The organism is Polynucleobacter sp. KF022 (assembly GCF_027924105.1).
Classification (GTDB): Bacteria; Pseudomonadota; Gammaproteobacteria; order Burkholderiales; family Burkholderiaceae; genus Polynucleobacter.
The window spans coordinates 40,729-63,064 of sequence record NZ_AP026972.1 but is presented as its reverse complement, the minus strand read 5'-3'; the positions used below and the strand labels follow the sequence as shown (position 1 = coordinate 63,064).

General features: G+C 46.7%; 22 protein-coding genes, 1 tRNA gene and 1 pseudogene. All 24 read right to left on the bottom strand.

Going from position 1 to position 22,336, the window contains the following annotated elements:
* Positions 1–85 precede the first annotated feature (85 nt).
* Entirely contained in the window at positions 86–355 is a 270-nt protein-coding gene (gene rpsQ / locus PKF022_RS00350; RefSeq protein ID WP_011901909.1) for a 30S ribosomal protein S17, read from the bottom strand.
* A 12-nt stretch (positions 356–367) separates the two neighbouring features.
* Positions 368–562: a 50S ribosomal protein L29 gene (gene rpmC, locus PKF022_RS00345; RefSeq protein ID WP_068320118.1), complete on the bottom strand. Its 195-nt coding sequence runs from the start codon at positions 560–562 to the stop codon at positions 368–370.
* 14 nt (positions 563–576) lie between these two features.
* Entirely contained in the window at positions 577–990 is a 414-nt protein-coding gene (rplP, locus tag PKF022_RS00340; protein ID WP_011901907.1) for a 50S ribosomal protein L16, read from the bottom strand.
* A gap of 2 nt (positions 991–992) precedes the next feature.
* Entirely contained in the window at positions 993–1,820 is an 828-nt protein-coding gene (rpsC, locus tag PKF022_RS00335; protein ID WP_281776768.1) for a 30S ribosomal protein S3, read from the bottom strand.
* Between the two features lie 8 nt (positions 1,821–1,828).
* The gene (gene rplV, locus PKF022_RS00330; protein WP_198929325.1) at positions 1,829–2,161 is read right to left on the bottom strand and encodes a 50S ribosomal protein L22; all 333 of its coding nucleotides are present in this window, start codon (positions 2,159–2,161) and stop codon (positions 1,829–1,831) included.
* A 7-nt stretch (positions 2,162–2,168) separates the two neighbouring features.
* On the bottom strand, positions 2,169–2,447 hold the full coding sequence (gene rpsS / locus PKF022_RS00325) for a 30S ribosomal protein S19 (RefSeq protein ID WP_011901904.1): 279 nt from the start codon (positions 2,445–2,447) through the stop codon (positions 2,169–2,171).
* Positions 2,448–2,466: 19 nt separating this feature from the next.
* On the bottom strand, positions 2,467–3,297 hold the full coding sequence (gene rplB / locus PKF022_RS00320; RefSeq protein WP_216231087.1) for a 50S ribosomal protein L2: 831 nt from the start codon (positions 3,295–3,297) through the stop codon (positions 2,467–2,469).
* Between the two features lie 2 nt (positions 3,298–3,299).
* The gene (rplW, locus tag PKF022_RS00315) at positions 3,300–3,614 is read right to left on the bottom strand and encodes a 50S ribosomal protein L23 (RefSeq protein WP_068320111.1); all 315 of its coding nucleotides are present in this window, start codon (positions 3,612–3,614) and stop codon (positions 3,300–3,302) included.
* Positions 3,611–4,231 (bottom strand): 50S ribosomal protein L4, encoded by a 621-nt coding sequence (gene rplD, locus PKF022_RS00310; protein WP_011901901.1) that lies wholly within the window; start codon positions 4,229–4,231, stop codon positions 3,611–3,613. The genes rplW and rplD overlap by 4 nt, the downstream gene beginning before the upstream one ends.
* A gap of 11 nt (positions 4,232–4,242) precedes the next feature.
* Positions 4,243–4,899, bottom strand: a complete 657-nt coding sequence (rplC, locus tag PKF022_RS00305) for a 50S ribosomal protein L3 (protein ID WP_011901900.1) — start codon at positions 4,897–4,899, stop codon at positions 4,243–4,245.
* A gap of 197 nt (positions 4,900–5,096) precedes the next feature.
* Positions 5,097–5,408, bottom strand: coding sequence for a 30S ribosomal protein S10 (gene rpsJ, locus PKF022_RS00300; RefSeq protein ID WP_011901899.1), 312 nt, complete (start codon positions 5,406–5,408; stop codon positions 5,097–5,099).
* 116 nt (positions 5,409–5,524) lie between these two features.
* The gene (gene tuf / locus PKF022_RS00295; protein ID WP_114637476.1) at positions 5,525–6,715 is read right to left on the bottom strand and encodes an elongation factor Tu; all 1,191 of its coding nucleotides are present in this window, start codon (positions 6,713–6,715) and stop codon (positions 5,525–5,527) included.
* A 45-nt stretch (positions 6,716–6,760) separates the two neighbouring features.
* The gene (fusA, locus tag PKF022_RS00290) at positions 6,761–8,863 is read right to left on the bottom strand and encodes an elongation factor G (RefSeq protein WP_281776767.1); all 2,103 of its coding nucleotides are present in this window, start codon (positions 8,861–8,863) and stop codon (positions 6,761–6,763) included.
* A gap of 27 nt (positions 8,864–8,890) precedes the next feature.
* Positions 8,891–9,361: a 30S ribosomal protein S7 gene (gene rpsG, locus PKF022_RS00285; RefSeq protein WP_068320103.1), complete on the bottom strand. Its 471-nt coding sequence runs from the start codon at positions 9,359–9,361 to the stop codon at positions 8,891–8,893.
* A gap of 160 nt (positions 9,362–9,521) precedes the next feature.
* The gene (gene rpsL, locus PKF022_RS00280) at positions 9,522–9,902 is read right to left on the bottom strand and encodes a 30S ribosomal protein S12 (protein WP_068320100.1); all 381 of its coding nucleotides are present in this window, start codon (positions 9,900–9,902) and stop codon (positions 9,522–9,524) included.
* A 177-nt stretch (positions 9,903–10,079) separates the two neighbouring features.
* The gene (rpoC, locus tag PKF022_RS00275; RefSeq protein ID WP_215360610.1) at positions 10,080–14,342 is read right to left on the bottom strand and encodes a DNA-directed RNA polymerase subunit beta'; all 4,263 of its coding nucleotides are present in this window, start codon (positions 14,340–14,342) and stop codon (positions 10,080–10,082) included.
* A gap of 1 nt (position 14,343) precedes the next feature.
* Positions 14,344–18,444 (bottom strand): DNA-directed RNA polymerase subunit beta, encoded by a 4,101-nt coding sequence (gene rpoB, locus PKF022_RS00270; protein ID WP_281776766.1) that lies wholly within the window; start codon positions 18,442–18,444, stop codon positions 14,344–14,346.
* A gap of 226 nt (positions 18,445–18,670) precedes the next feature.
* Positions 18,671–19,048, bottom strand: coding sequence for a 50S ribosomal protein L7/L12 (rplL, locus tag PKF022_RS00265; RefSeq protein WP_068320094.1), 378 nt, complete (start codon positions 19,046–19,048; stop codon positions 18,671–18,673).
* A 153-nt stretch (positions 19,049–19,201) separates the two neighbouring features.
* A pseudogene (rplJ, locus tag PKF022_RS00260) lies at positions 19,202–19,717 on the bottom strand (50S ribosomal protein L10); the annotation flags it as partial.
* A 237-nt stretch (positions 19,718–19,954) separates the two neighbouring features.
* On the bottom strand, positions 19,955–20,656 hold the full coding sequence (rplA, locus tag PKF022_RS00255) for a 50S ribosomal protein L1 (protein WP_215348179.1): 702 nt from the start codon (positions 20,654–20,656) through the stop codon (positions 19,955–19,957).
* Positions 20,657–20,658: 2 nt separating this feature from the next.
* The gene (gene rplK / locus PKF022_RS00250) at positions 20,659–21,090 is read right to left on the bottom strand and encodes a 50S ribosomal protein L11 (protein WP_068320088.1); all 432 of its coding nucleotides are present in this window, start codon (positions 21,088–21,090) and stop codon (positions 20,659–20,661) included.
* Positions 21,091–21,268: 178 nt separating this feature from the next.
* Positions 21,269–21,841, bottom strand: a complete 573-nt coding sequence (gene nusG, locus PKF022_RS00245) for a transcription termination/antitermination protein NusG (RefSeq protein ID WP_114637484.1) — start codon at positions 21,839–21,841, stop codon at positions 21,269–21,271.
* Between the two features lie 7 nt (positions 21,842–21,848).
* Positions 21,849–22,226, bottom strand: a complete 378-nt coding sequence (secE, locus tag PKF022_RS00240) for a preprotein translocase subunit SecE (protein ID WP_216231084.1) — start codon at positions 22,224–22,226, stop codon at positions 21,849–21,851.
* A gap of 20 nt (positions 22,227–22,246) precedes the next feature.
* Positions 22,247–22,322 (bottom strand) — tRNA-Trp (locus tag PKF022_RS00235).
* Positions 22,323–22,336 lie beyond the last annotated feature (14 nt).

Sequence of the window (22,336 nt, the reverse complement as noted above, 5' to 3'; positions counted from 1 at the left end):
CTCCAATAAAACCAGAGAAGCCTTCTATTCTACTACGTAAAACAGGGATTTGGGAAGAAACTTCGCCAAAATCCCTAATATTTCTTTAAATACCCTTTGAAGCCTCAACTAAACGGGTCACAACCCAAGATTTAGTGCGTGAAATTGGCTTAGATTCAGCTATTTCAACGGTATCACCCATCTTGTATGTGCCAGCTTCGTCATGAGCGTGGTACTTTTTGGACTGGCCAACGTACTTACCAATCACTGGATGCTTAACTTGACGCTCAACCAACACCGTCACAGTTTTTTGCATTTTGTCGCTAACAACGCGTCCCACGAGGGTGCGGCGCAAGGGTTTAGATAATTCTGTCATATCCCTTTTTCCTTATTTCTGTGCAGTCTTTTGGGCGATAAAAGTCTTCACACGAGCGATGTCGCGCTTATTTTTACCCAATTGGCTGGTATTTGTGAGTTGCTGAGTGCCTTTTTGCATGCGGAGCTTGAAGCCGGTCTTAAGCAACTCGGTCAACTCTGCATTTAAAGCGTTCAGATCTTTTGATGCTAATTCTGTATTTTTCATAATCTCTATCCCGATCAACCTAAGTGGCGAATCACGAAAGTGGTCTGTAAAGGCAACTTAGCAGCAGCAAGCTTGAAAGCTTCGCGCGCCAATTGCTCATCAACACCGTCCATCTCGTAGAGCACTTTGCCTGGTTGAATTTCAGCTACGTAGTACTCTGGGTTACCTTTACCGTTACCCATACGTACTTCAGCAGGTTTTTGTGAAATTGGCTTATCTGGGAAAATGCGAATCCAAATACGGCCACCACGTTTAATGTGACGAGTCATTGCACGACGTGCTGACTCAATTTGACGAGCAGTCAAACGACCACGGCCAACGGCCTTCAATCCAAAGTCACCAAAGGCTACAGAACTACCGCGTGTTGCCACGCCAGTGTTACGGCCTTTTTGTTCCTTACGATACTTGCGACGCTTTGGTTGTAGCATGCTTACTCTCCTGACTTCTGCGTATCTGCGGCAGGTGTTTCAACCTTACGCACACGCTTTACTGCTGGTTTAGCAGCAACTAATGGCTTGTCTGTGCCAGCAGCTGGTTTACGAGCAGCTGTCTTGCTTGGAGCACGACGAGTTTTCTTTTCTTCGGCAGCTGGTTCAGCAGATGGAGCAGCTACTTGAGGTTCTGCACCACGACCCAATGTGTCGCCTTTGTATACCCAAACTTTTACACCGATGATGCCGTATGTTGTTTCCGCTTCTGAAGTTGCGTAATCAATATCAGCCTTCAATGTATGAAGTGGAACGCGACCTTCACGGTACCATTCGCGACGAGCAATCTCAGCACCATTCAAACGGCCTGATGACATGATCTTGATGCCTTGTGCACCAAGACGCATTGCATTTTGCATTGCACGCTTCATAGCACGGCGGAACATAATGCGCTTCTCTAACTGTTGAGTAATAGAGTCAGCGATCAATTGCGCGTCAACTTCAGGCTTACGAATTTCTTCGATGTTCACGTGAACTGGAACGCCCATGCGCTTTTGTAATTCGCGGCGGAGCACTTCAATATCTTCGCCTTTTTTACCGATTACAACGCCTGGACGTGAGCTATAGATAGTGATACGTGCGTTCTTTGCAGGACGCTCAATCACTACTTTGCTTACGGACGCATTCTTCAACTTCTTCTTAAGATAGATTCGGACATCAACGTCCTCTTTCAGCATCTTTGCGAAGTCAGTATTGTTTGCATACCAACGTGATGTCCAATTCTTCGTTACCGCGAGTCGGAATCCGGTTGGGTTTATCTTTTGTCCCATATCTTTCCTTAGTTACTCAAGGTCACGCTAATGTGACAAGTTTGTTTTTCAATTTGATTGCCACGACCCTTAGCGCGTGCGGTAAAGCGCTTCAATGAAGTGCCTTTATCAACAATAATTGCTGAAACCTTGAGCTCATCAATGTCAGCACCTTTATTGTGTTCAGCGTTGGCCACTGCGGACTCAACAACTTTCTTCACAATGAAGGCAGCTTTCTTGGGGCTGAAGTTCAAAATGTTTAATGCGCGAGCAATTGGCAAACCACGAATTTGGTCGGCGACCAAACGTGTCTTTTGCGCAGAAATGCGGGCACCCTTGTGAATAGCTTTAACTTCCATCATCATCCCCTTACTTCTTCGTTACTTTCTTGTCAGCAGCGTGACCTTTGAAAGTACGGGTCAAGGCAAATTCGCCTAACTTATGACCCACCATGTTTTCTGATACATATACCGGAACGTGTTGACGACCGTTATGTACAGCAATCGTCAGACCAATAAAGTCCGGGAGGATTGTTGAACGGCGTGACCAAGTTTTGATCGGCTTTTTGTCTTTGTTGGCTTGTGCAACTTCAACTTTTTTTACTAAGCTGGCGTCGCAGAATGGGCCTTTTTTAGCTGAACGTGTCATATCTATTTATCCTTATCGCTTAACGTTTTTGACGACGTTGAACGATCATCGAAGTTGTACGCTTATTGCGACGTGTGCGATAACCTTTGGTTGGAGTGCCCCATGGAGATACAGGTACACGGCCTTCGCCAGTTCTACCTTCACCACCACCGTGTGGGTGATCTACTGGGTTCATTGCCACACCGCGAACGGTTGGGCGAATACCACGCCAGCGATTTGCACCTGCTTTACCAATTTGACGCAAGCTGTGCTCTTCGTTACCAACTTCACCAATAGTGGCACGGCACTCAATCAGAACACGGCGAACTTCACCGGAGCGCAAACGCACTTGAGCGTATACACCTTCACGAGCTAACAATACTGCTGAACCACCGGCTGAACGTGCAACTTGTGCACCTTTGCCTGGCATGATTTCTACACAGTGAATAGTGCTACCAACTGGAATATTGCGAATAGGCAAATTGTTGCCAGATTTGATTGGGGCTTCAGAGCCACTCATCAACGCCTGACCAACAGTCATACCTTTTGCAGCCAGAATATAGCGACGCTCACCATCTGCAAACAAAATCAATGCAATATTTGCACTACGGTTTGGATCGTATTCCAAGCGTTCAACTTTTGCTGGAATGCCATCTTTGTCGTTGCGTTTGAAATCAACAACGCGATAGTGATGCTTATGACCACCACCTTTATGACGAGTGGTGATGTGACCATTATTGTTACGACCCGCTTTTTGGAACTGTGGCTCTACCAACGCTGCAAAAGGCTTACCTTTATGCAGGTCAGGATTTACCACCTTGACCATTGAACGACGACCTGGTGAGGTCGGTTTTGTCTTCATCAAAGGCATGATTAATTCGCCTCCGCTTCAAAGTTAATTTCTTGACCTGGCTTCAAGCTTACGTAGGCCTTCTTAGTGTGGTCACGACGACCTTCAAAACGGCCATAGCGCTTTGGCTTACCCTTTTGATTTACGATTTGAACTGAGTCAACTTGCACCTTAAAGAGCAACTCAACTGCCTGTTTGACATCGCTCTTATTTGCGTCGCGAGCTACTTGGAAAACTACTTGTTCGTTTTTCTCTGCAACCATAGTGGCTTTTTCAGAGATAACCGGTCCAAGCAGAACCCTCATCAGGTTGTGATCATTTTTACGGACTTGGCTCATTTCAGCAACTCCTCAATTTTTGCGATCGCAGCTTTGCTTACCAATACTTTTTTGTATTGAACCAAAGCTAATGGATCAGCGTGCTGTGGCTCACATACAGCAACTTTATGCAAGTTACGTGATGCCAAGTACAAGTTCTCGCTCACCTGATCAACAATAATCAAGACTGAATCCAAGCCCATTGCTTTAACTTTGTCAGCTAAAACTTTAGTCTTTGGAGCGTCAAGAGAAAATTGATCAACTACATTCAAACGACCTTCGCGAGCTAACTGAGACAAAATTGATCTCATACCAGCGCGGTACATTTTCTTGTTTACTTTTTGGCTGAAATTCTCTTCTGGAGAATTTGGGAATATACGACCACCTCCACGCCACAGCGGGGAAGAGCTCATACCAGCACGTGCACGACCAGTACCTTTTTGACGCCAAGGTTTCTTGGTTGTGTGCTTAACTTGCTCACGGTCTTTTTGTGCACGGTTACCGCTTCGTGCATTTGCTTGGTAAGCCACTACAACTTGGTGTACCAATGCTTCGTTATATTCACGTTCGAATACTTCTGGTGAAGCTTGTACGCCCGCACCTAAAGTACCGTTATCTTGGAGAAGCTTAAGTTCCATATTCGCTCTCCTTATTTCTTCTTCAACGGTGTTTTAACCGCTGGAGTAACAATAACTTTACCGCCTGGGGCACCTGGAATAGCGCCTTTAACCATGATGAGATTACGTTCTGCATCAATGCGTGCGATGACTAAATTTTGAACTGTACGTGTAACGTCACCCAAGTGACCGGTCATACGCTTACCAGGGAAAACACGGCCTGGATCTTGCGCCATACCGATTGAGCCTGGTACGTTATGTGAACGTGAGTTACCGTGAGATGCGCGACCAGAAGCGAAGTGATAACGCTTGATGGTACCTGCGTAGCCCTTACCGATAGACACGCCTTGTACGTCCACTTTTTGACCAGCAGTAAATGCAGTGTCAGCAGGAATTACTTGTCCTGGTGTCATTTCTGCGATTTTTGCTGCGTCTAATTGGAATTCGTTGAGACCGTTACCAGCCATCACACCAGCTTTGGCGAAGTGACCAGCCATTGCTTTAGTAACGCGAGTAGCTCTACGTGTACCATGTGCCAACTGGATAGCATCATAGCCATCAGTTGCCTGGGTCTTGATTTGAGCGATTCTGTTGTCGCTCACGTCAATTACGGTCACAGGGATTGAATCCCCCTCGTCCGTAAATAGACGGGTCATGCCGACCTTGCGGCCGATTAAGCCTAAGCTCATATTCATGCTCCACGCCGACTTCGATTGGTCGGCAAAATTAATTTAAGTGATTTACAAGTAAAAGTACTTCTAAATCAATAACTTACAACGTTTTTGATGCTGATAAAACTAAGATTTTCGCTCAAATAATTGAGCGAAGCCTTAGATTCTATCCCGAAATACCGATCTTGACAAGCAAAAAGACCGGAAACAACAAATTACTGCAACTTAATTTCGACGTCCACACCTGCTGGAAGGTCTAATTTCATCAAAGCATCTACAGTTTTCTCTGTAGGATCAACGATATCCATCAAACGGAGGTGGGTACGGATCTCTAACTGATCACGAGATGTCTTGTTCACGTGTGGTGAACGCAAGATATCAAAGCGCTCAATACGAGTTGGCAAAGGTACTGGACCCTTAACAACTGCACCAGTACGCTTAGCTGTATCAACGATTTCAGCTGCAGACTGGTCGATCAAACGGTAATCAAATGCTTTAAGGCGAATACGAATTTTTTGGTTTTGCATATTAATTCCAAAGAGCGTTGTGGTGCTGCCACGTTATACATCTAAAGAGCTCGGTGACATCAGCAGCACTGATGTCACCGGTTAGCAAACCGCTAAATATTGATTACTAGTAAAACTTAAGCCAAAATCTTTGCAACCACGCCGGCGCCAACAGTACGGCCACCTTCACGGATCGCAAAACGTAAACCTTCTTCCATCGCGATAGGAGCGATGAGTTTTACGGTAATTGTTACGTTATCACCAGGCATTACCATTTCTTTGTCTTTTGGCAACTCGATTGAACCAGTTACGTCCGTTGTACGGAAGTAAAACTGTGGACGATAGTTGTTAAAGAATGGAGTATGACGGCCACCTTCGTCTTTACCCAAGATGTAAACCTCGGCTGTAAAGTGAGTATGTGGAGTGATTGAACCTGGCTTAGCCAATACTTGGCCGCGCTCAACTTCTTCACGTTTTGTACCGCGTAACAAGATACCAACGTTATCGCCTGCTTGACCTTGGTCGAGCAATTTGCGGAACATTTCAACACCAGTACAAGTGGTCTTGAGTGTTGGTTTGATACCGATGATTTCGATCTCTTCACCAACCTTAACGATACCGCGCTCGATACGGCCTGTAACAACAGTACCGCGACCGGAGATGGAGAACACGTCTTCTACTGGCATCAAGAACGCGCCGTCAACAGCACGCTCTGGAGTTGGGATGTAGCTGTCTAATGCTTCAGCCAATTTCATGATGGCTTCTTTACCCAATGGGCCTTCGTCGCCTTCGAGAGCTAACTTAGCAGAACCTTGGATGATTGGTGTGTCATCGCCAGGGAAGTTGTACTTAGATAAAAGCTCACGAACTTCCATTTCAACTAACTCGAGCAATTCAGCGTCATCAACCATGTCGCACTTGTTCAAGAACACGACGATGTAAGGAACACCCACTTGGCGCGCCAAGAGGATGTGCTCACGAGTTTGCGGCATTGGGCCGTCAGCAGCAGAGCAAACTAAAATTGCGCCGTCCATCTGAGCAGCACCAGTAATCATGTTCTTAACGTAGTCAGCATGTCCTGGGCAATCCACGTGAGCGTAGTGACGGTTCGCTGTCTCATACTCAACGTGCGCTGTATTAATCGTAATACCACGTGCTTTTTCTTCTGGAGCAGCATCGATCTGATCGTATGCTTTCGCTTCGCCACCGAATGCTTTAGAAAGCACGGTTGCGATTGCTGCTGTCAATGTGGTTTTACCGTGGTCAACGTGACCGATGGTGCCTACGTTTACGTGCGGTTTTGTCCGCTCGAACTTTTCTTTTGCCATTTTTGTCTGCCTTCTTTAGCTAGTCAATATTCAAAAATTAATTAATTATTTCGCTTTAGCAGCCATAACTGCTTCTGCTACGTTCTTAGGTGCTTCTGCGTAATGCTTAAATTCCATGGTGTAAGTAGCGCGACCTTGGGTCAACGAGCGCAAGCCAGTTGAGTAACCAAACATCTCTGCCAATGGCACTTCAGCGCGAACGATCTTACCGCCGCCTGGAATGTCATCCATACCTTGCAAAATACCGCGACGTGATGAGAGGTCACCCATTACGTTGCCCATGAAATCTTCTGGCGTTTCAACTTCAACAGCCATCATTGGCTCTAGCAACACTGGAGCCGCTCTACGCATACCGTCTTTGAAAGCCATAGAACCCGCCATCTTAAATGCGTTTTCATTGGAGTCAACGTCGTGGTATGAACCGAAGAACAAAGTGGCTTTGACATCTACGACTGGGTAACCAGCCAAGACACCGGAGTTCAATGTTTCGATAATGCCTTTTTCAACTGCAGGGATGTATTCACGTGGAACTACACCGCCCTTAATAGCGTCAACGAATTCAAAACCTTTGCCTGGGGCTTGTGGCTCTAACTTCAAGACCACGTGACCGTATTGACCGCGTCCACCAGACTGCTTAACGAACTTACCTTCAACTTCGTCGCAGTTCTTGCGAATCGTTTCACGGTAAGCAACTTGTGGCTTACCAACAGTTGCTTCTACACCGAATTCACGCTTCATACGGTCAACCAAAATTTCCAAGTGGAGCTCGCCCATACCGGAAATAATTGTTTGGCCTGATTCTTCGTCGGTCTTCACACGGAAAGAAGGATCTTCTTGTGCTAAGCGATTCAAGGCAAGACCCATTTTTTCTTGGTCAGCTTTTGTCTTAGGCTCAACAGCTTGAGAGATCACAGGCTCTGGGAATACCATGCGCTCCAAAATAACGATGCTATCTGGATCACACAATGTTTCGCCTGTAGTTGCATCTTTTAGACCAACTGCAGCTGCGATATCGCCAGCGAACACTTCTTTAATTTCTTCACGTTCGTTTGCGTGCATCTGCAACAAACGACCAACACGCTCTTTCTTACCCTTGATTGGGTTGTAGATTGTGTCGCCAGATTTCATTACGCCTGAGTAAACGCGGAAGAAAATGAGCTGACCTACAAATGGGTCAGTCATGATCTTAAATGCCAATGCAGAGAACTTCTCAGCATCGTCAGCTTTACGTGTTGCAGGAGTGCCGTCTTCTAATTCACATGGAACTGGTGGCACATCTAGAGGTGATGGCAGCAATTCAACTACAGCGTCCAACATCGCCTGAACGCCTTTGTTCTTAAACGCCGTTCCGCACAGCATTGGAACGATTTCGTTAGCGATAGTACGTTGACGTAACGCTTTCTTGATTTCATCTTCGGTCAAGCCTTCACCACCGAGATATTTTTCCATCAACTCTTCTGAGCTTTCAGCTGCAGCTTCGAGCATCTTCTCGCGCCACTCTTCAGCGGAAGCTTGCAATTCAGCCGGGATATCTTCATAGGTAAACTTAGTGCCTTGTGAAGCTTCATCCCAATACACGGCCTTCATTTTTACCAAATCTACAACGCCTTTGAAGTTTTCTTCTGCGCCGATAGGAATTTGGATCAAGATTGGGTTTGCCTTGAGGCGAGTCTTCATTTGGTCGTAGACCTTGAAGAAGTTTGCACCAGTGCGGTCCATCTTGTTTACGAATGCTAAACGTGGAACTTGATACTTGTTAGCTTGACGCCAAACAGTTTCAGATTGTGGCTGAACACCACCCACCGCACAGTAAACCATGCAAGCGCCATCCAAAACACGCATTGAACGCTCAACTTCAATGGTGAAGTCTACGTGTCCTGGAGTATCAATAATGTTGATACGATGCTCAGGCATATTGCCTGCCATGCCCTTCCAGAATGTTGTAGTAGCAGCAGAAGTAATCGTGATACCACGCTCTTGCTCTTGCTCCATCCAGTCCATGGTTGCAGCACCGTCATGAACTTCACCAATCTTGTGATTAACACCGGTGTAGAACAAAACGCGTTCTGTAGTTGTTGTCTTACCTGCGTCAATGTGCGCAGAAATACCGATATTGCGGTATTTGTCGATAGGGGTTTTACGTGCCACTGTTGGTGCCTTTTCTTTACTATTTGGTTAGAAGCGGAAATGTGAGAAAGCTTTGTTAGCTTCTGCCATACGGTGAACTTCTTCACGCTTCTTCATTGCGCCGCCACGACCTTCAGCAGCTTCTAATAATTCGTTGGCTAAACGTTGAGCCATAGATTTTTCGCCACGCTTCTTAGCGGCTTCACGCAACCAGCGCATTGCCAAAGCGGAACGACGTGACGGACGAACTTCAACAGGAACTTGATAGTTAGCGCCACCAACACGACGACTCTTTACCTCAACCATTGGCTTAACGTTGCCCATGGCTGTTGAAAAAATTTCGAGTGGTTCTTTATTCGCTTTTTTCTCGATGTGATCAAAGGCACCGTAAACGATACGCTCTGCAACCGATTTCTTGCCGTCCAACATAAGGACGTTCATGAATTTAGCTACTTCTACATTGCCGAATTTTGGATCCGGCAAAATTTCCCGTTTGGGAACTTCACGACGACGTGGCATAACTACTCCTTCAGTTCAGTTAGGGATGTTCACATGAATCATCCGCTCCGGCTGTCCTACTATCTAAGGAGTTTCTTAGACGGAACAGCCACTTACTTGTCTTTTAAGTCTGACAAACAATGACTTACTACAAAAAACTACACTGCTTAATTACTAAAAATTAAGCAGCTTTCTTAGCGCGCTTAGCACCGTATTTAGAACGGGCCTGCTTACGGTCTTTAACACCCTGCAAGTCAAGTGAGCCACGAACGATGTGGTAACGAACACCTGGCAAATCCTTTACACGACCACCACGAATCAACACTACTGAGTGTTCCTGGAGGTTATGGCCTTCACCACCAATGTATGAAATCACTTCAAAACCATTGGTTAAGCGAACTTTGGCTACTTTACGTAGCGCAGAGTTAGGCTTTTTAGGAGTAGTTGTGTACACACGTGTACATACACCGCGGCGCTGCGGGCTGTTTTGCATCGCAGGGCTCTTGCTTTTAACGGTAAGCTTTGCTCTTGGCTTGCGTATTAATTGATTAATTGTTGGCATAAAATAGCTCGGTTAGTACTTCTTTGTTGCTTTCTTCAAGAAAATCAATGACTTAGAGAATTTCTAGGTCAAAAAGACCCTCTTCTGAATCAGTAGAACTCAGCATTCTAGCTTGGCCAGCCTTTTCCGTCAACCAAATGGGGAAAAAACTGGCCATTTATGGCCAGAATTACCAAATTAGCTTGGATCAGCCTCCCCAGCAGGAGCAACGACTTCAGCCTCGATTTCTACAGGCATATTGGCCATTGCTTCCTCTTCGGCGGCAATCATTTGAGCGCGATCACGCTCGAATTGCTCCCTGACCTTGCGTGCACGGCGATAAGACAAGCCGGTACCAGCAGGGATCAGACGACCAATAATGACGTTTTCCTTGAGGCCACGGAGTGTATCGGTCTTGCCCATAATTGCGGCTTCGGTCAATACACGGGTGGTTTCTTGGAAAGAAGCCGCTGAAATGAAGCTGTCGGTCGACAAGGATGCCTTAGTAATACCTAGCAACACGTTATCGAACTGAGCTGGGTGCTTACCTTGGGCGATCACTGCATCGTTAGCGTCATACAACTTAGAACGCTCAACTTGCTCACCAGTGATGAATGATGTGTCGCCTGGATCAGTTACCTGAACACGACGCAACATCTGACGCACGATAACTTCAATGTGCTTGTCATTGATCTTCACACCTTGGAGACGGTAAACGTCTTGAACTTCGTCAACGATGTAGATTGCCAACTCTTCGATACCTTTGAGAGTCAAGATGTCGTGTGGATCAGCAGGGCCTTCCACAATCATCTCGCCCTTGTTCACAACTTGACCGTCGTGAACGAGAACTTGCTTCTCTTTAGGAATCAAGAATTCATTGGCTTCACCGTCCATATCAGTAATCACCAAACGTTGTTTACCTTTGGTTTCTTTACCGAAGGAAACTGTTCCAGTAACTTTCGCCAATACAGCTGCATCTTTTGGTGAACGTGCTTCGAACAATTCTGCAACGCGTGGCAAACCACCGGTAATGTCGCGAGTCTTCTGTGATTCGATTGGAATACGTGCCAATACTTCACCGACTTCAACCTTCTGACCATCTTTAACGGTAATCAAAGCGCCTACCTGGAGGCCAATGTTTACTGGATGATCAGTACCAGCGATCATGACTTCATTGCCCTTTTCATCAACCAAGTTGATCATTGGGCGAACGCCTTTGCTTGCTGCTGAACGACGCTTACCGTCAATCACCACCAAAGTGGAAAGACCGGTAACTTCGTCAACCTGCTTAGCAACAGTTACACCTTCTTCGACGTTGTCGAAGCGAGCGATACCAGCGTACTCAGAAATAATCGGACGTGTTAATGGATCCCATGTCGCCAAGCTTGCGCCAGCCTTAACAGCCGCATCTTCTTTCAACAAGAGAGTTGCGCCGTAAGGTACTTTGTGACGCTCGCGCTCGCGGCCGTTCTCATCAACGATCAAGGCTTCACCAGAACGTGAAATCACGATCTGCTCACCCTTCGCGTTCTTCACAACACGCATCGTGCCGGAGAACTTCAAAGCACCGTTAGATTTGGCTTCAATATTGCTTGCAACCAAGGCGCGTGACGCTGCACCACCGATGTGGAAGGTACGCATCGTCAACTGTGTGCCTGGCTCACCGATCGACTGAGCAGCGATAACACCAACTGCCTCACCAACGTTAACCAAACCACCGCGACCTAGATCACGTCCGTAGCACTTAGCGCATAAGCCAAAGCGAGTTAAGCAAGACAATACTGTGCGAACTTTAACTTCGTCGATGCCCAATGCCACGATTTGATCAACGTGATCTTCATCAAGCAATGTGTCGTTAGGAACGATCACTTCTTGTGTGTCAGGGTGAACGATGTCACCGATACATACACGACCCAAAATACGGTCACGCAATGCTTCGATAATCTCGCCGCCTTCAACAAGCGCCTTCATTGTTACGCCAGTAGTCGCGCCGCAATCCTCTTCGATCACCACGAGATCTTGAGTAACGTCGCACAAACGACGTGTCAAGTAACCAGAGTTCGCTGTCTTCAATGCTGTATCAGCCAGACCTTTGCGAGCACCGTGGGTTGAGATGAAGTACTGCAACACGTTCAAGCCTTCACGGAAGTTCGCAGTAATTGGGGTTTCAATGATGGAGCCATCAGGCTTAGCCATCAAACCACGCATACCAGCTAACTGACGAATTTGCGCTGCAGATCCACGCGCACCGGAATCCGCCATCATGTAGATGGAGTTAAAGGATTCTTGGCGAACAGTCTTGCCGTTACGGTCGAGTACGTCAACGTGTGACAACTCATCCATCATCGCCTTACCAACTTGGTCGCCTGCGGCACCCCAAATATCAACCACGTTGTTATAACGTTCTTGGTTGGTTACGAGACCTGACATGAACTGCTTGTCATACTCTTTAACCTTGGCAGAAGCTTCAGTGATGATGCGCTCTTTAGATGTTGGGATCAACATATCGTCGATCGCAACAGAGATGCCAGCATTGGTTGCCAAGCGGAAACCAGACTGCAGGAGGCGGTCAGCAAAAATGACTGTTTCACGCAAACCGCACTTACGGAATGATGTGTTGATCAAACGTGAGATTTCTTTTTTCTTTAAAGGCTTGTTGATTTCCTCGAAAGACATGCCTTTAGGCAAGATCTCAGACAAGATTGCACGGCCAACTGATGTTTGATAGATCTTGGTCTTCTCAGCAAAACGCGCATCGCCTTCTGCCTTCTTGTCCACGATCTCATACTCAGTAATACGCACAGCAACACGAGAAGCCAATTCAACTTGACCTGCTTCGTATGCACGTACTACTTCAGTAATGTTGGCGAAAACCATGCCTTCGCCCTTACCGTTGATCTTGTCACGTGTAGCGTAGTACAGACCCAACACTACGTCCTGTGAAGGAACGATTGATGGTTCGCCGTTAGCTGGGAACAATACGTTGTTCGAAGCCAACATCAATGTGCGTGCTTCCATTTGCGCTTCAAGCGACAAAGGAACGTGAACCGCCATTTGGTCACCGTCAAAGTCCGCGTTAAATGCCGCGCAAACTAATGGGTGCAATTGGATTGCCTTACCTTCAATCAGCATTGGCTCGAAAGCCTGAATACCGAGACGGTGCAATGTAGGCGCACGGTTCAACATGATTGGATGTTCACGAATCACTTCTTCGAGAATGTCCCAAACGATTGGAGTCTGGCTTTCAACTTCTTTCTTCGCAGCCTTGATAGTGGTTGCAATTCCCAAAGTCTCAAGCTTGTTAAAAATGAATGGCTTGAACAATTCCAAGGCCATCAATTTTGGTAAGCCGCACTGATGCAATTTCAATGTAGGTCCAACCACGATGACTGAACGACCTGAGTAGTCAACACGTTTACCCAACAAGTTTTGACGGAAACGACCGCTCTTACCTTTAATCATCTCAGCCAAGGACTTGAGAGGACGCTTATTAGCGCCAGTCATAGCCTTACCGCGACGACCGTTGTCGAGCAATGAGTCAACCGCTTCTTGCAACATACGTTTTTCGTTACGAACGATGATCTCTGGGGCGCGCAACTCTAACAAACGCTTTAAACGGTTGTTACGGTTAATCACGCGACGATAAAGGTCGTTCAAATCGGAGGTAGCAAAGCGACCGCCATCCAATGGCACCAATGGGCGCAATTCAGGTGGCAATACTGGCAATACTTCCATGATCATCCAGTCAGGCTTGATGCCTGAAGTCTGGAACGCTTCGAGCACTTTTAAGCGCTTAGCGTATTTCTTGATCTTGGCATCGCTACCAGTAGCTTTCAAGTCAGCACGAATGGTTTCTACTTCACGATCGATATCAATCGAACGCAAGAGATCACGAATACCTTCCGCGCCCATGATGGCAGTGAATGCACCGTCACCATACTCTTCAGTCTTAGCAATGTACTCGTCTTCAGACATGATCTGACCACGCTTCATTGCGCCTTCAGGAGTCATGCCAGGATCAACTACTACATATGCTTCAAAGTAGAGAACGCGCTCGATATCACGCAAAGTCATATCGAGAACCATACCCAAACGGGATGGCAGGGACTTCAAGAACCAGATGTGCGCTACAGGGGCTGCCAACTCAATGTGGCCCATGCGCTCACGACGTACCTTAGCGAGAGTAACTTCAACACCGCACTTCTCGCAGATAACGCCACGGAACTTTAAGCGCTTGTACTTACCGCATAAGCACTCGTAGTCTTTGGTTGGTCCAAAAATCTTGGCGCAGAACAAACCATCACGCTCGGGCTTAAAAGTCCGGTAGTTGATGGTTTCTGGTTTGCGTACTTCACCAAAAGACCATGAGCGAATTTTCTCAGGAGATGCGAGACCAATTTTGATGACATCAAACTGCTCTTCGCCCTGCGTTTGCTTAAATAAATCGAGCAATGCTTTCATATCAGTTGCGCTCCATGTCAATGTCAATACCCAACGAACGGATTTCTTTTACCAGCACGTTGAAGGATTCGGGCATGCCAGCATCAATCGTGTGCTCGCCCTTGACGATGTTTTCGTAAACTTTGGTACGGCCTGCGACGTCATCGGACTTCACTGTCAGCATTTCCTGCAAGACATATGAAGCACCGTATGCTTCGAGGGCCCAGACTTCCATCTCACCAAAGCGCTGACCACCGAACTGAGCTTTACCGCCCAATGGCTGTTGCGTTACTAAAGAGTAAGGTCCGGTTGAACGAGCATGCATCTTGTCATCGACCAAATGGTGGAGTTTCAAGACGTGCATTACGCCAACAGTTACTGGACGCTCGAACTGATCGCCAGTACGGCCGTCGCACAAAATCATTTGCTGACGTGAAGGCGTCATCTTCAAAGAAGTTGCTACTTCTTCTGGATAAGCCAACTCGAGCATACGTCCGATTTCTGCTTCTGTAGCACCGTCAAACACTGGAGTTGCAAATGGCAAGCCTTGGCGGAGATTCTCAGCCAATACTGTGATTTGCTCGTCAGTGAAGTTGTCGATGTCTTCAATACGGCCTGTTTCGTTGTAAAGCTGTTTGAGGAACTTACGGAGTTCAGCTTGTTTAGCTTGTTGACGAACCATCTCGTCGATACGCTTACCAATACCTTGAGCAGCCCAACCTAAGTGGGTTTCCAAGATCTGACCAACGTTCATACGGGAAGGAACACCCAATGGGTTCAAGACGATGTCAACAGGGCGTCCGTCAGCCATAAATGGCATGTCTTCAGCTGGAGCGATTTTAGAAACCACACCTTTGTTACCGTGACGACCGGCCATCTTGTCACCAGGCTGTAAGCGACGCTTAACAGCCAAGTACACCTTAACCATCTTCGTTACGCCAGGTTGCAAATCATCGCCCTGGGTAAGCTTGGTGCGCTTCTCTTCAAAGGCTTCATCAAACTGTTTGCGTTTCGCTTCGATAGAAGATTTAATCGCTTCAACTTGTGAGGCAACCTCATCATCTGCTGGACGAACATCAAACCAATGGTATTTATCCAAGCCAGCAAGGTATTCCTTGTCGATCTTAGTGCCTTTAGCTAATTTCTGAGGACCGCCATTGGCAACTTTGCCAATCAACAGTTTTTCTAAACGCATGAAGGCATCGCCTTCAACAATACGCAACTGGTCGTTCAAATCCAAACGATAGCGTTGCAATTCTTCTTGAATGATTGACTGTGCACGGGCATCGCGCTCAATACCTTCACGGGTGAAGACTTGAACATCGATAACAGTACCGATCATTCCTGATGGAACGCGCAAAGAGGTATCTTTTACGTCAGATGCTTTTTCACCGAAGATCGCACGGAGGAGCTTCTCTTCAGGGGTGAGAGTTGTCTCGCCCTTTGGAGTTACCTTACCAACCAATACGTCGCCAGCTTCAACTTCAGCACCAATGTAGACAATACCGCTCTCATCCAAGCGGGAGAGTTGTGACTCAGCCAAGTTGGAGATATCGCGAGTAATTTCTTCTGAACCAAGCTTGGTATCACGCGCAACCACTGACAACTCTTCAATGTGAATAGAGGTGTAACGGTCGTCAGCAACAACTTTCTCAGAGATCAAGATTGAATCTTCGAAGTTGTAACCGTTCCATGGCATAAATGCCACAGTCATGTTTTGACCCAAAGCCAACTCACCTAAATCGGTAGATGCACCGTCAGCAACTACGTCGCCGCGGGCTACACGATCGCCAACCTTCACGATTGGACGTTGATTAATGTTGGTATTTTGGTTTGAACGGGTGTACTTGATGAGGTTATAAATATCCACACCAACTTCACCAGCTGCAGTTTCATCATCATTCACACGAATCACAACACGATTCGCGTCAACGTAATCAACAATACCGCCACGCGCTGCCAATACGACAGTGCCGGAGTCAACCGCAACAATACGCTCTAAACCTGTGCCAACCAATGGCTTATCTGGACGCAAGCAAGGAACCGCTTGACGCTGCATGTTCGCACCCATCAACGCACGGTTCGCATCATCATGCTCTAAGAATGGAACGAGTGAGGCAGCAGCAGAAACGATCTGGCTAGGAGCAACGTCGATGAAATCAATGCGCTCTGGGCTAACCATCATGGTTTCACCAGCTTGACGGGCTGAAACCAGCTCGTCAGCCAACTTACCGCTCTTGTCGATAGTTGCATTTGCCTGAGCAATCACATACTTCGCTTCTTCAATCGCAGAGAGGTAAACCACTTCGTCGCTTACTTTGCTGTTAGCAACTTTACGGTATGGAGTCTCAAGGAAACCATGCTCATTCAAACGCGCAAATAACGCGAGTGAGTTGATCAAACCAATGTTTGGTCCTTCTGGAGTTTCGATTGGGCAAACACGTCCATAGTGGGTTGGATGCACGTCGCGCACTTCGAAGCCTGCGCGCTCGCGGGTCAAACCACCAGGTCCCAATGCAGAAATACGACGCTTGTGCGTGATCTCTGAGAGTGGGTTGGTTTGGTCCATAAACTGGGACAACTGTGAAGAGCCGAAGAACTCACGAATAGCAGAAGAGATTGGCTTGCTGTTAATCAAGTCATGCGGCATGAGGTTTTCTGTTTCGGCTTGGCCGAGACGCTCTTTAACCGCACGCTCAACACGTGACAAACCAGCACGGAATTGGTTTTCTGCCAATTCGCCAACGCAACGTACACGACGATTACCTAAGTGGTCGATATCGTCTACTTCGCCTTTGCCGTTACGCAAATCTACTAGGGACTTAATGGTGTCGAGAATATCTTCGTTTGACAGAACCATTGGACCTTCCATTTCTGGACGGTTCAAGCGGCTGTTGACCTTCATACGGCCAACGCGTGACAAGTCGTAGGTATCTTCGCTATAGAACAAGCGCTGGAACAAGGCTTCAACAGCATCTTCTGTTGGAGGCTCGCCAGGACGCATCATGCGGTAGATGGCGATACGAGCAGCCATTTGATCTGCAGTTTCGTCAGTACGCAATGTCTGTGAAATGTACGCACCAGAATCTAAATCGTTGGTGTAGATGGTTTCTAACTGCTTGATACCTGCATCGCGCAATGTCGCCAACAACTCTTCAGTAATTTCATCATTAGCGTAAGCCAAGATTTCACCGGAGTCTGGATCAACAATATTGCGTGCAACTACACGACCAATTAAATAGTCATCTGGTACAGCGATTGTTTTTGTTTTTGCAGCTTCAAGTTCGCGGATATGCTTTGCATTGATACGCTTGTCTTTTTGAATGACTACAACGCCATTCTTGTCGAGCACATCAAAGCTGGCTAACTGACCACGCAAACGCTCTGGCACAAATTCCATTGAACCACCATTAGCAGTCAATGAGAAATGGTCAAAGTTAAAGAAGTTAGCAAGAATCTGTTCGTTGTTTAAGCCAATTGCTTTGAGCAAAATAGTGACAGGCATCTTACGACGACGGTCAACGCGGAAATAAAGAATATCTTTTGGATCAAACTCGAAATCGAGCCATGAACCACGGTAAGGAATGATGCGCGCTGAGAACAGCAACTTACCTGAGCTATGTGTCTTTCCCTTATCGTGCTCAAAGAACACGCCTGGGGAACGGTGCAACTGAGAAACGATCACGCGCTCAGTACCGTTGATTACAAAAGAGCCGTTTTCTGTCATGAGTGGAATTTCACCCATGTAGACTTCGCTCTCTTTTACCTCTTTAACCTTAGTAGGCGCTTCGCGATCATAAATAATCAAGCGAACTTTTGCGCGTAAGGCAGAGTGGTATGTGTAGCCACGTTGTTGACATTCTTTAACGTCAAATGGTGGCTGTGATAACTGGTAAGACACGTATTCCATACGTGCATAGCCGTTGTTAGACACAATTGGGAATGCTGATGTAAAGGCAGCTTGAAGTCCCTCAGTAAGACGAGACATTGCCGGCTTATCAGCCTGTAAAAATTTAGCGTAGGATTCCAGCTGCGTTGCGATCAGGTACGGAACCTGGTGGTTGTTTACTCGCTTAGCAAAGCTTTTACGGACTCGCTTGCGTTCGGTGAAGCTATAGTTCATTTCATCTCCGAATTCAGCGACTGTACAAAGATTTGGCGATTGGCCACTACCAATCACTGGCGGACAACACTAAACCGATAGATCTAGTGTCCGACCAAACTTGCATTCTGCAGTCGTATCAGAAGGCAAACCCGATTTCAATCAGAAATGAAATCGGGTTTGACCTCTAGAGGTCAAACCCAACATGGCTAACGCCCCTTTTTGAGAGGCGCCAGCAGTGTGTTTATTACTTAAGTTCTGCTTTAGCGCCAGCTTCTTCAAGCTTCTTCTTAGCTTCTTCAGCAGTTTTCTTGTCAACGCCTTCTTTGATTGGCTTCGGTGCACCGTCAACCAAGTCCTTAGCTTCTTTCAAGCCAAGACCAGTAATTTCGCGAACTGCCTTAATTACTGAAACCTTGTTTGCGCCAGCTTCGAGCAAGTTAACAGTGAATTCTGTTTGCTCTGCACCACCAGCATCGCCACCAGCTGCGCCAGCAGGACCAGCAACAGCCATAGCTGCAGCTGAAACTCCAAACTTCTCTTCGAACGCTTTAACCAAGTCGTTCAAATCCATAACGGACATGCTACCTACTGCATCAATGATTTCTTCTTTAGTAATCGCCATTTTTAGCTCCTAATACTTAAATAGTTAATCTGTCGCTTATTCAGCGGCAGGGGTTTTGTTTGCTTCTGTTCCAGCTTCTGGGGCTGCGGCTGCAGGCTCAGCGGCTGCTTCTGGAGCGGCTTCAGCGGCTACTGCTGCTGGGGCTGCTGCTTCTGCAGGTGCTGCTGCGGGAGCGGGTGCTCCAGCTGCCTTTTGTGCTGCTACTGCGCCCAATACGCGAGCCATCGCAGATACCGGTGCCAACATCACACCTAACAACTGAGATAACAACTCGTCGCGGCTTGGAATTGTTGCGAGAGCTTTTACACCTGCAACGTCTAACAACTTGCCGTTATATAAGCCAGCTTTAATGACTAGCAAGTCTTGAGTCTTAGCAAAGCTCTGCAATACTTTTGCCGAAGCAATCGGATCAGCAGAAATGCCGTAAATCAAGGGGCCAACCATCGAATCAGCAAGAGGCTCAAACTGTGTGCCTTGTGCAGCACGGCGTGCCAATGTGTTCTTCAAAACGCGAAGATATACACCTTGGTCACGTGCGCTAGCACGTAGCTTTGTCAACTGCTCTACTGGAATACCACGGTATTCAGCGAGCACGACAGTTTGGGCTCCAGCCAATTGAGCGCCGACATCAGCAACAATCGCTTTTTTGTCTTGTACATTCAAAGGCACGGTTTAACTCCATAAAAACCAACTGTTTCCAGTTGGGGTTACACACCAGCGTCTGATCATTTGTTCACAAAGTCTCTTGTGAAAATCTTTTCAGGGTCGCCATCTGCGCTGGCTATTACTTTCGTAACGATTAAGAATTAACTCTGTAATAGCAACTAATTCACCAACGGTCTTTGATGTTCGACTCTCACTCAAAGAGCGGGAGTCGACCCAAAGTTCTTTTTTGTTACAAGCTAATTAAGCTGCAGCCTGTAACGATGCTTGGTCTACGCGTACGCCTGCACCCATGGTGCTGCTTACGGCAACCTTCTTTAAATAGATGCCCTTAGATGCAGGAGGTTTTGCTTTATTCAAAGCCTCAAGCAATGCGAGCAAGTTGGATTTCAATGCAGTTGGTTCGAATGAACGACGGCCAATGCTTGCGTGCACGATACCGGCTTTGTCCACACGGAACTGAACTTGACCAGCTTTTGCATTTTTAACTGCAGTAGCGACGTCAGGAGTAACTGTTCCAACTTTTGGATTTGGCATCAAACCACGTGGGCCCAATACTTGACCTAAAGTACCAACAATTTTCATTGTGTCTGGAGATGCGATCAAAATATCAAAATCAATTTTGCCGCCTTTAATTTGTTCAGCAAGATCTTCCATGCCAACGATTTCTGCACCAGCAGCTTTAGCTTGTTCAGCTTTCTCACCTTGTGCAAAAACAGCAACACGAACATGCTTACCTGTACCAGCCGGGAGCACTACTGCGCCACGCACAACTTGGTCAGATTTCTTAGCATCAATACCCAACTGAACAGCAACGTCGATAGACTCATCAAACTTAGCAGTTGCACACTCTTTAACGAGGTTCAATGCGTCATCTAATGAATAGAACTTGTTACGATCAACTTTAGATTGAATTGCTTTTACGCGTTTAGATAACTTAGTCATGATTAGAGACCTTCCACAGTGATGCCCATGGAACGGGCGCTACCAGCGATAGTTCTAACAGCTGCGTCCATATCGGCTGCTGTCAAGTCTGGCATTTTTGCTTTAGCGATTTCTTCCGCTTGAGCACGAGTAATTGAACCAACCTTATCGGTATGGGGACGTGGTGATCCTTTTTCGATCTTCGCAGCCTTCTTAATCATGATGGTTGCTGGAGGAGTCTTCATGATGAATGTGAAGCTCTTATCAGCGAACGCTGTAATCACGACTGGAATTGGTAGGCCAGGTTCCATGCTCTGAGTTTGAGCATTAAACGCCTTACAGAATTCCATAATGTTGAGGCCGCGTTGACCCAATGCTGGACCTACGGGAGGTGATGGATTTGCTTTACCTGCAGGGATCTGCAGCTTAATAAAGCCAATAATCTTCTTTGCCATGTGTTGCTCCTAAAAGCGCGCCTAACCTCATTAGGAAAGACCGCTGTTGAGTAAACGCTTCGCTAGTTTTTGGCTTTCTAGCTCCGCTCCTCGGTTAAATACAAAAACTAAATAACCATCTAAAACTGTTTTTACTTCTACCGCCACTGCACTGCAAAACTGGACTAAGTCCTTGTTTTTACATCTTTTCTACTTGGCCGAACTCCAGCTCAACTGGGGTACCGCGGCCAAAAATTGTAACAGAAACGCGCAATCTTGACTTCTCATAATTCACTTCCTCAACGTTTCCGTTAAAGTCTGTAAACGGACCTTCTTTAACGCGAACCATCTCACCCACCTCAAACAAGGTCTTGGGCTTAGGTTTATCAACCCCAGCCTGCATTTGATCCATGATTTTGGTGACTTCTGCAGTAGAAATCGGGCTTGGGCGGTTACGAACGCCGCCTACGAAACCGGTCACTTTTGGCGTGTTTTTCACCAAATGCCAGCTCTCATCGGTCATTTCCATCTCAATCAGGACGTATCCTGGGAAGAAGCGACGCTCAGAAACTGATTTTGTACCGGATTTGATTTCCACAACCTCTTCGGAGGGAACCAAAATACGACCAAATTTCTCAGGCATACCAGAACGTGCAATACGCTCTTCAAGGCCTTTTTTCACGCTCTTTTCCATTCCGGAATAAGCATGAATAACATACCAGCGCATATTGCCGGTAGCTTGTGGATTTGCGGCTACTTCAGAATCAATCATTTTTTACTCACTTCCAGCCTAAAAAGACTGAAAAAACTAGCCATTCAATCAATTTGTCTGCAATCCATAAGAACAAGGACATGATCAGAACAAAGCCAAATACGACTAGAGTCATTTGGGTAGTCTCTTTACGAGTCGGCCAAACAACCTTTTTTACTTCATACCAAGAATCTTTGGCATAGGCGATAAAGCGACGCCCATCCGGTGAAATCGCCACAATTAAAACTGCAACCGCAATACCGCCAAACAAAACAGCCAGGCGAACCAACATAGACTGGTCAACCAGCGTGTAGTAAAGCACTAACGCGGCGACAACGATTAAAGCAGCGAGTCCAGAGACCCAGCTGCTTTTTTCTTCAGATTGACTTGCTGTTTGTTGAGACATATTGCTTTCAGTTCAAATCGTGGCAGGGGCGGAGGGCATCGAACCCCCAACCTTTGGTTTTGGAGACCAACGCTCTGCCAATTGAGCTACACCCCTTTATAAAAAACTAC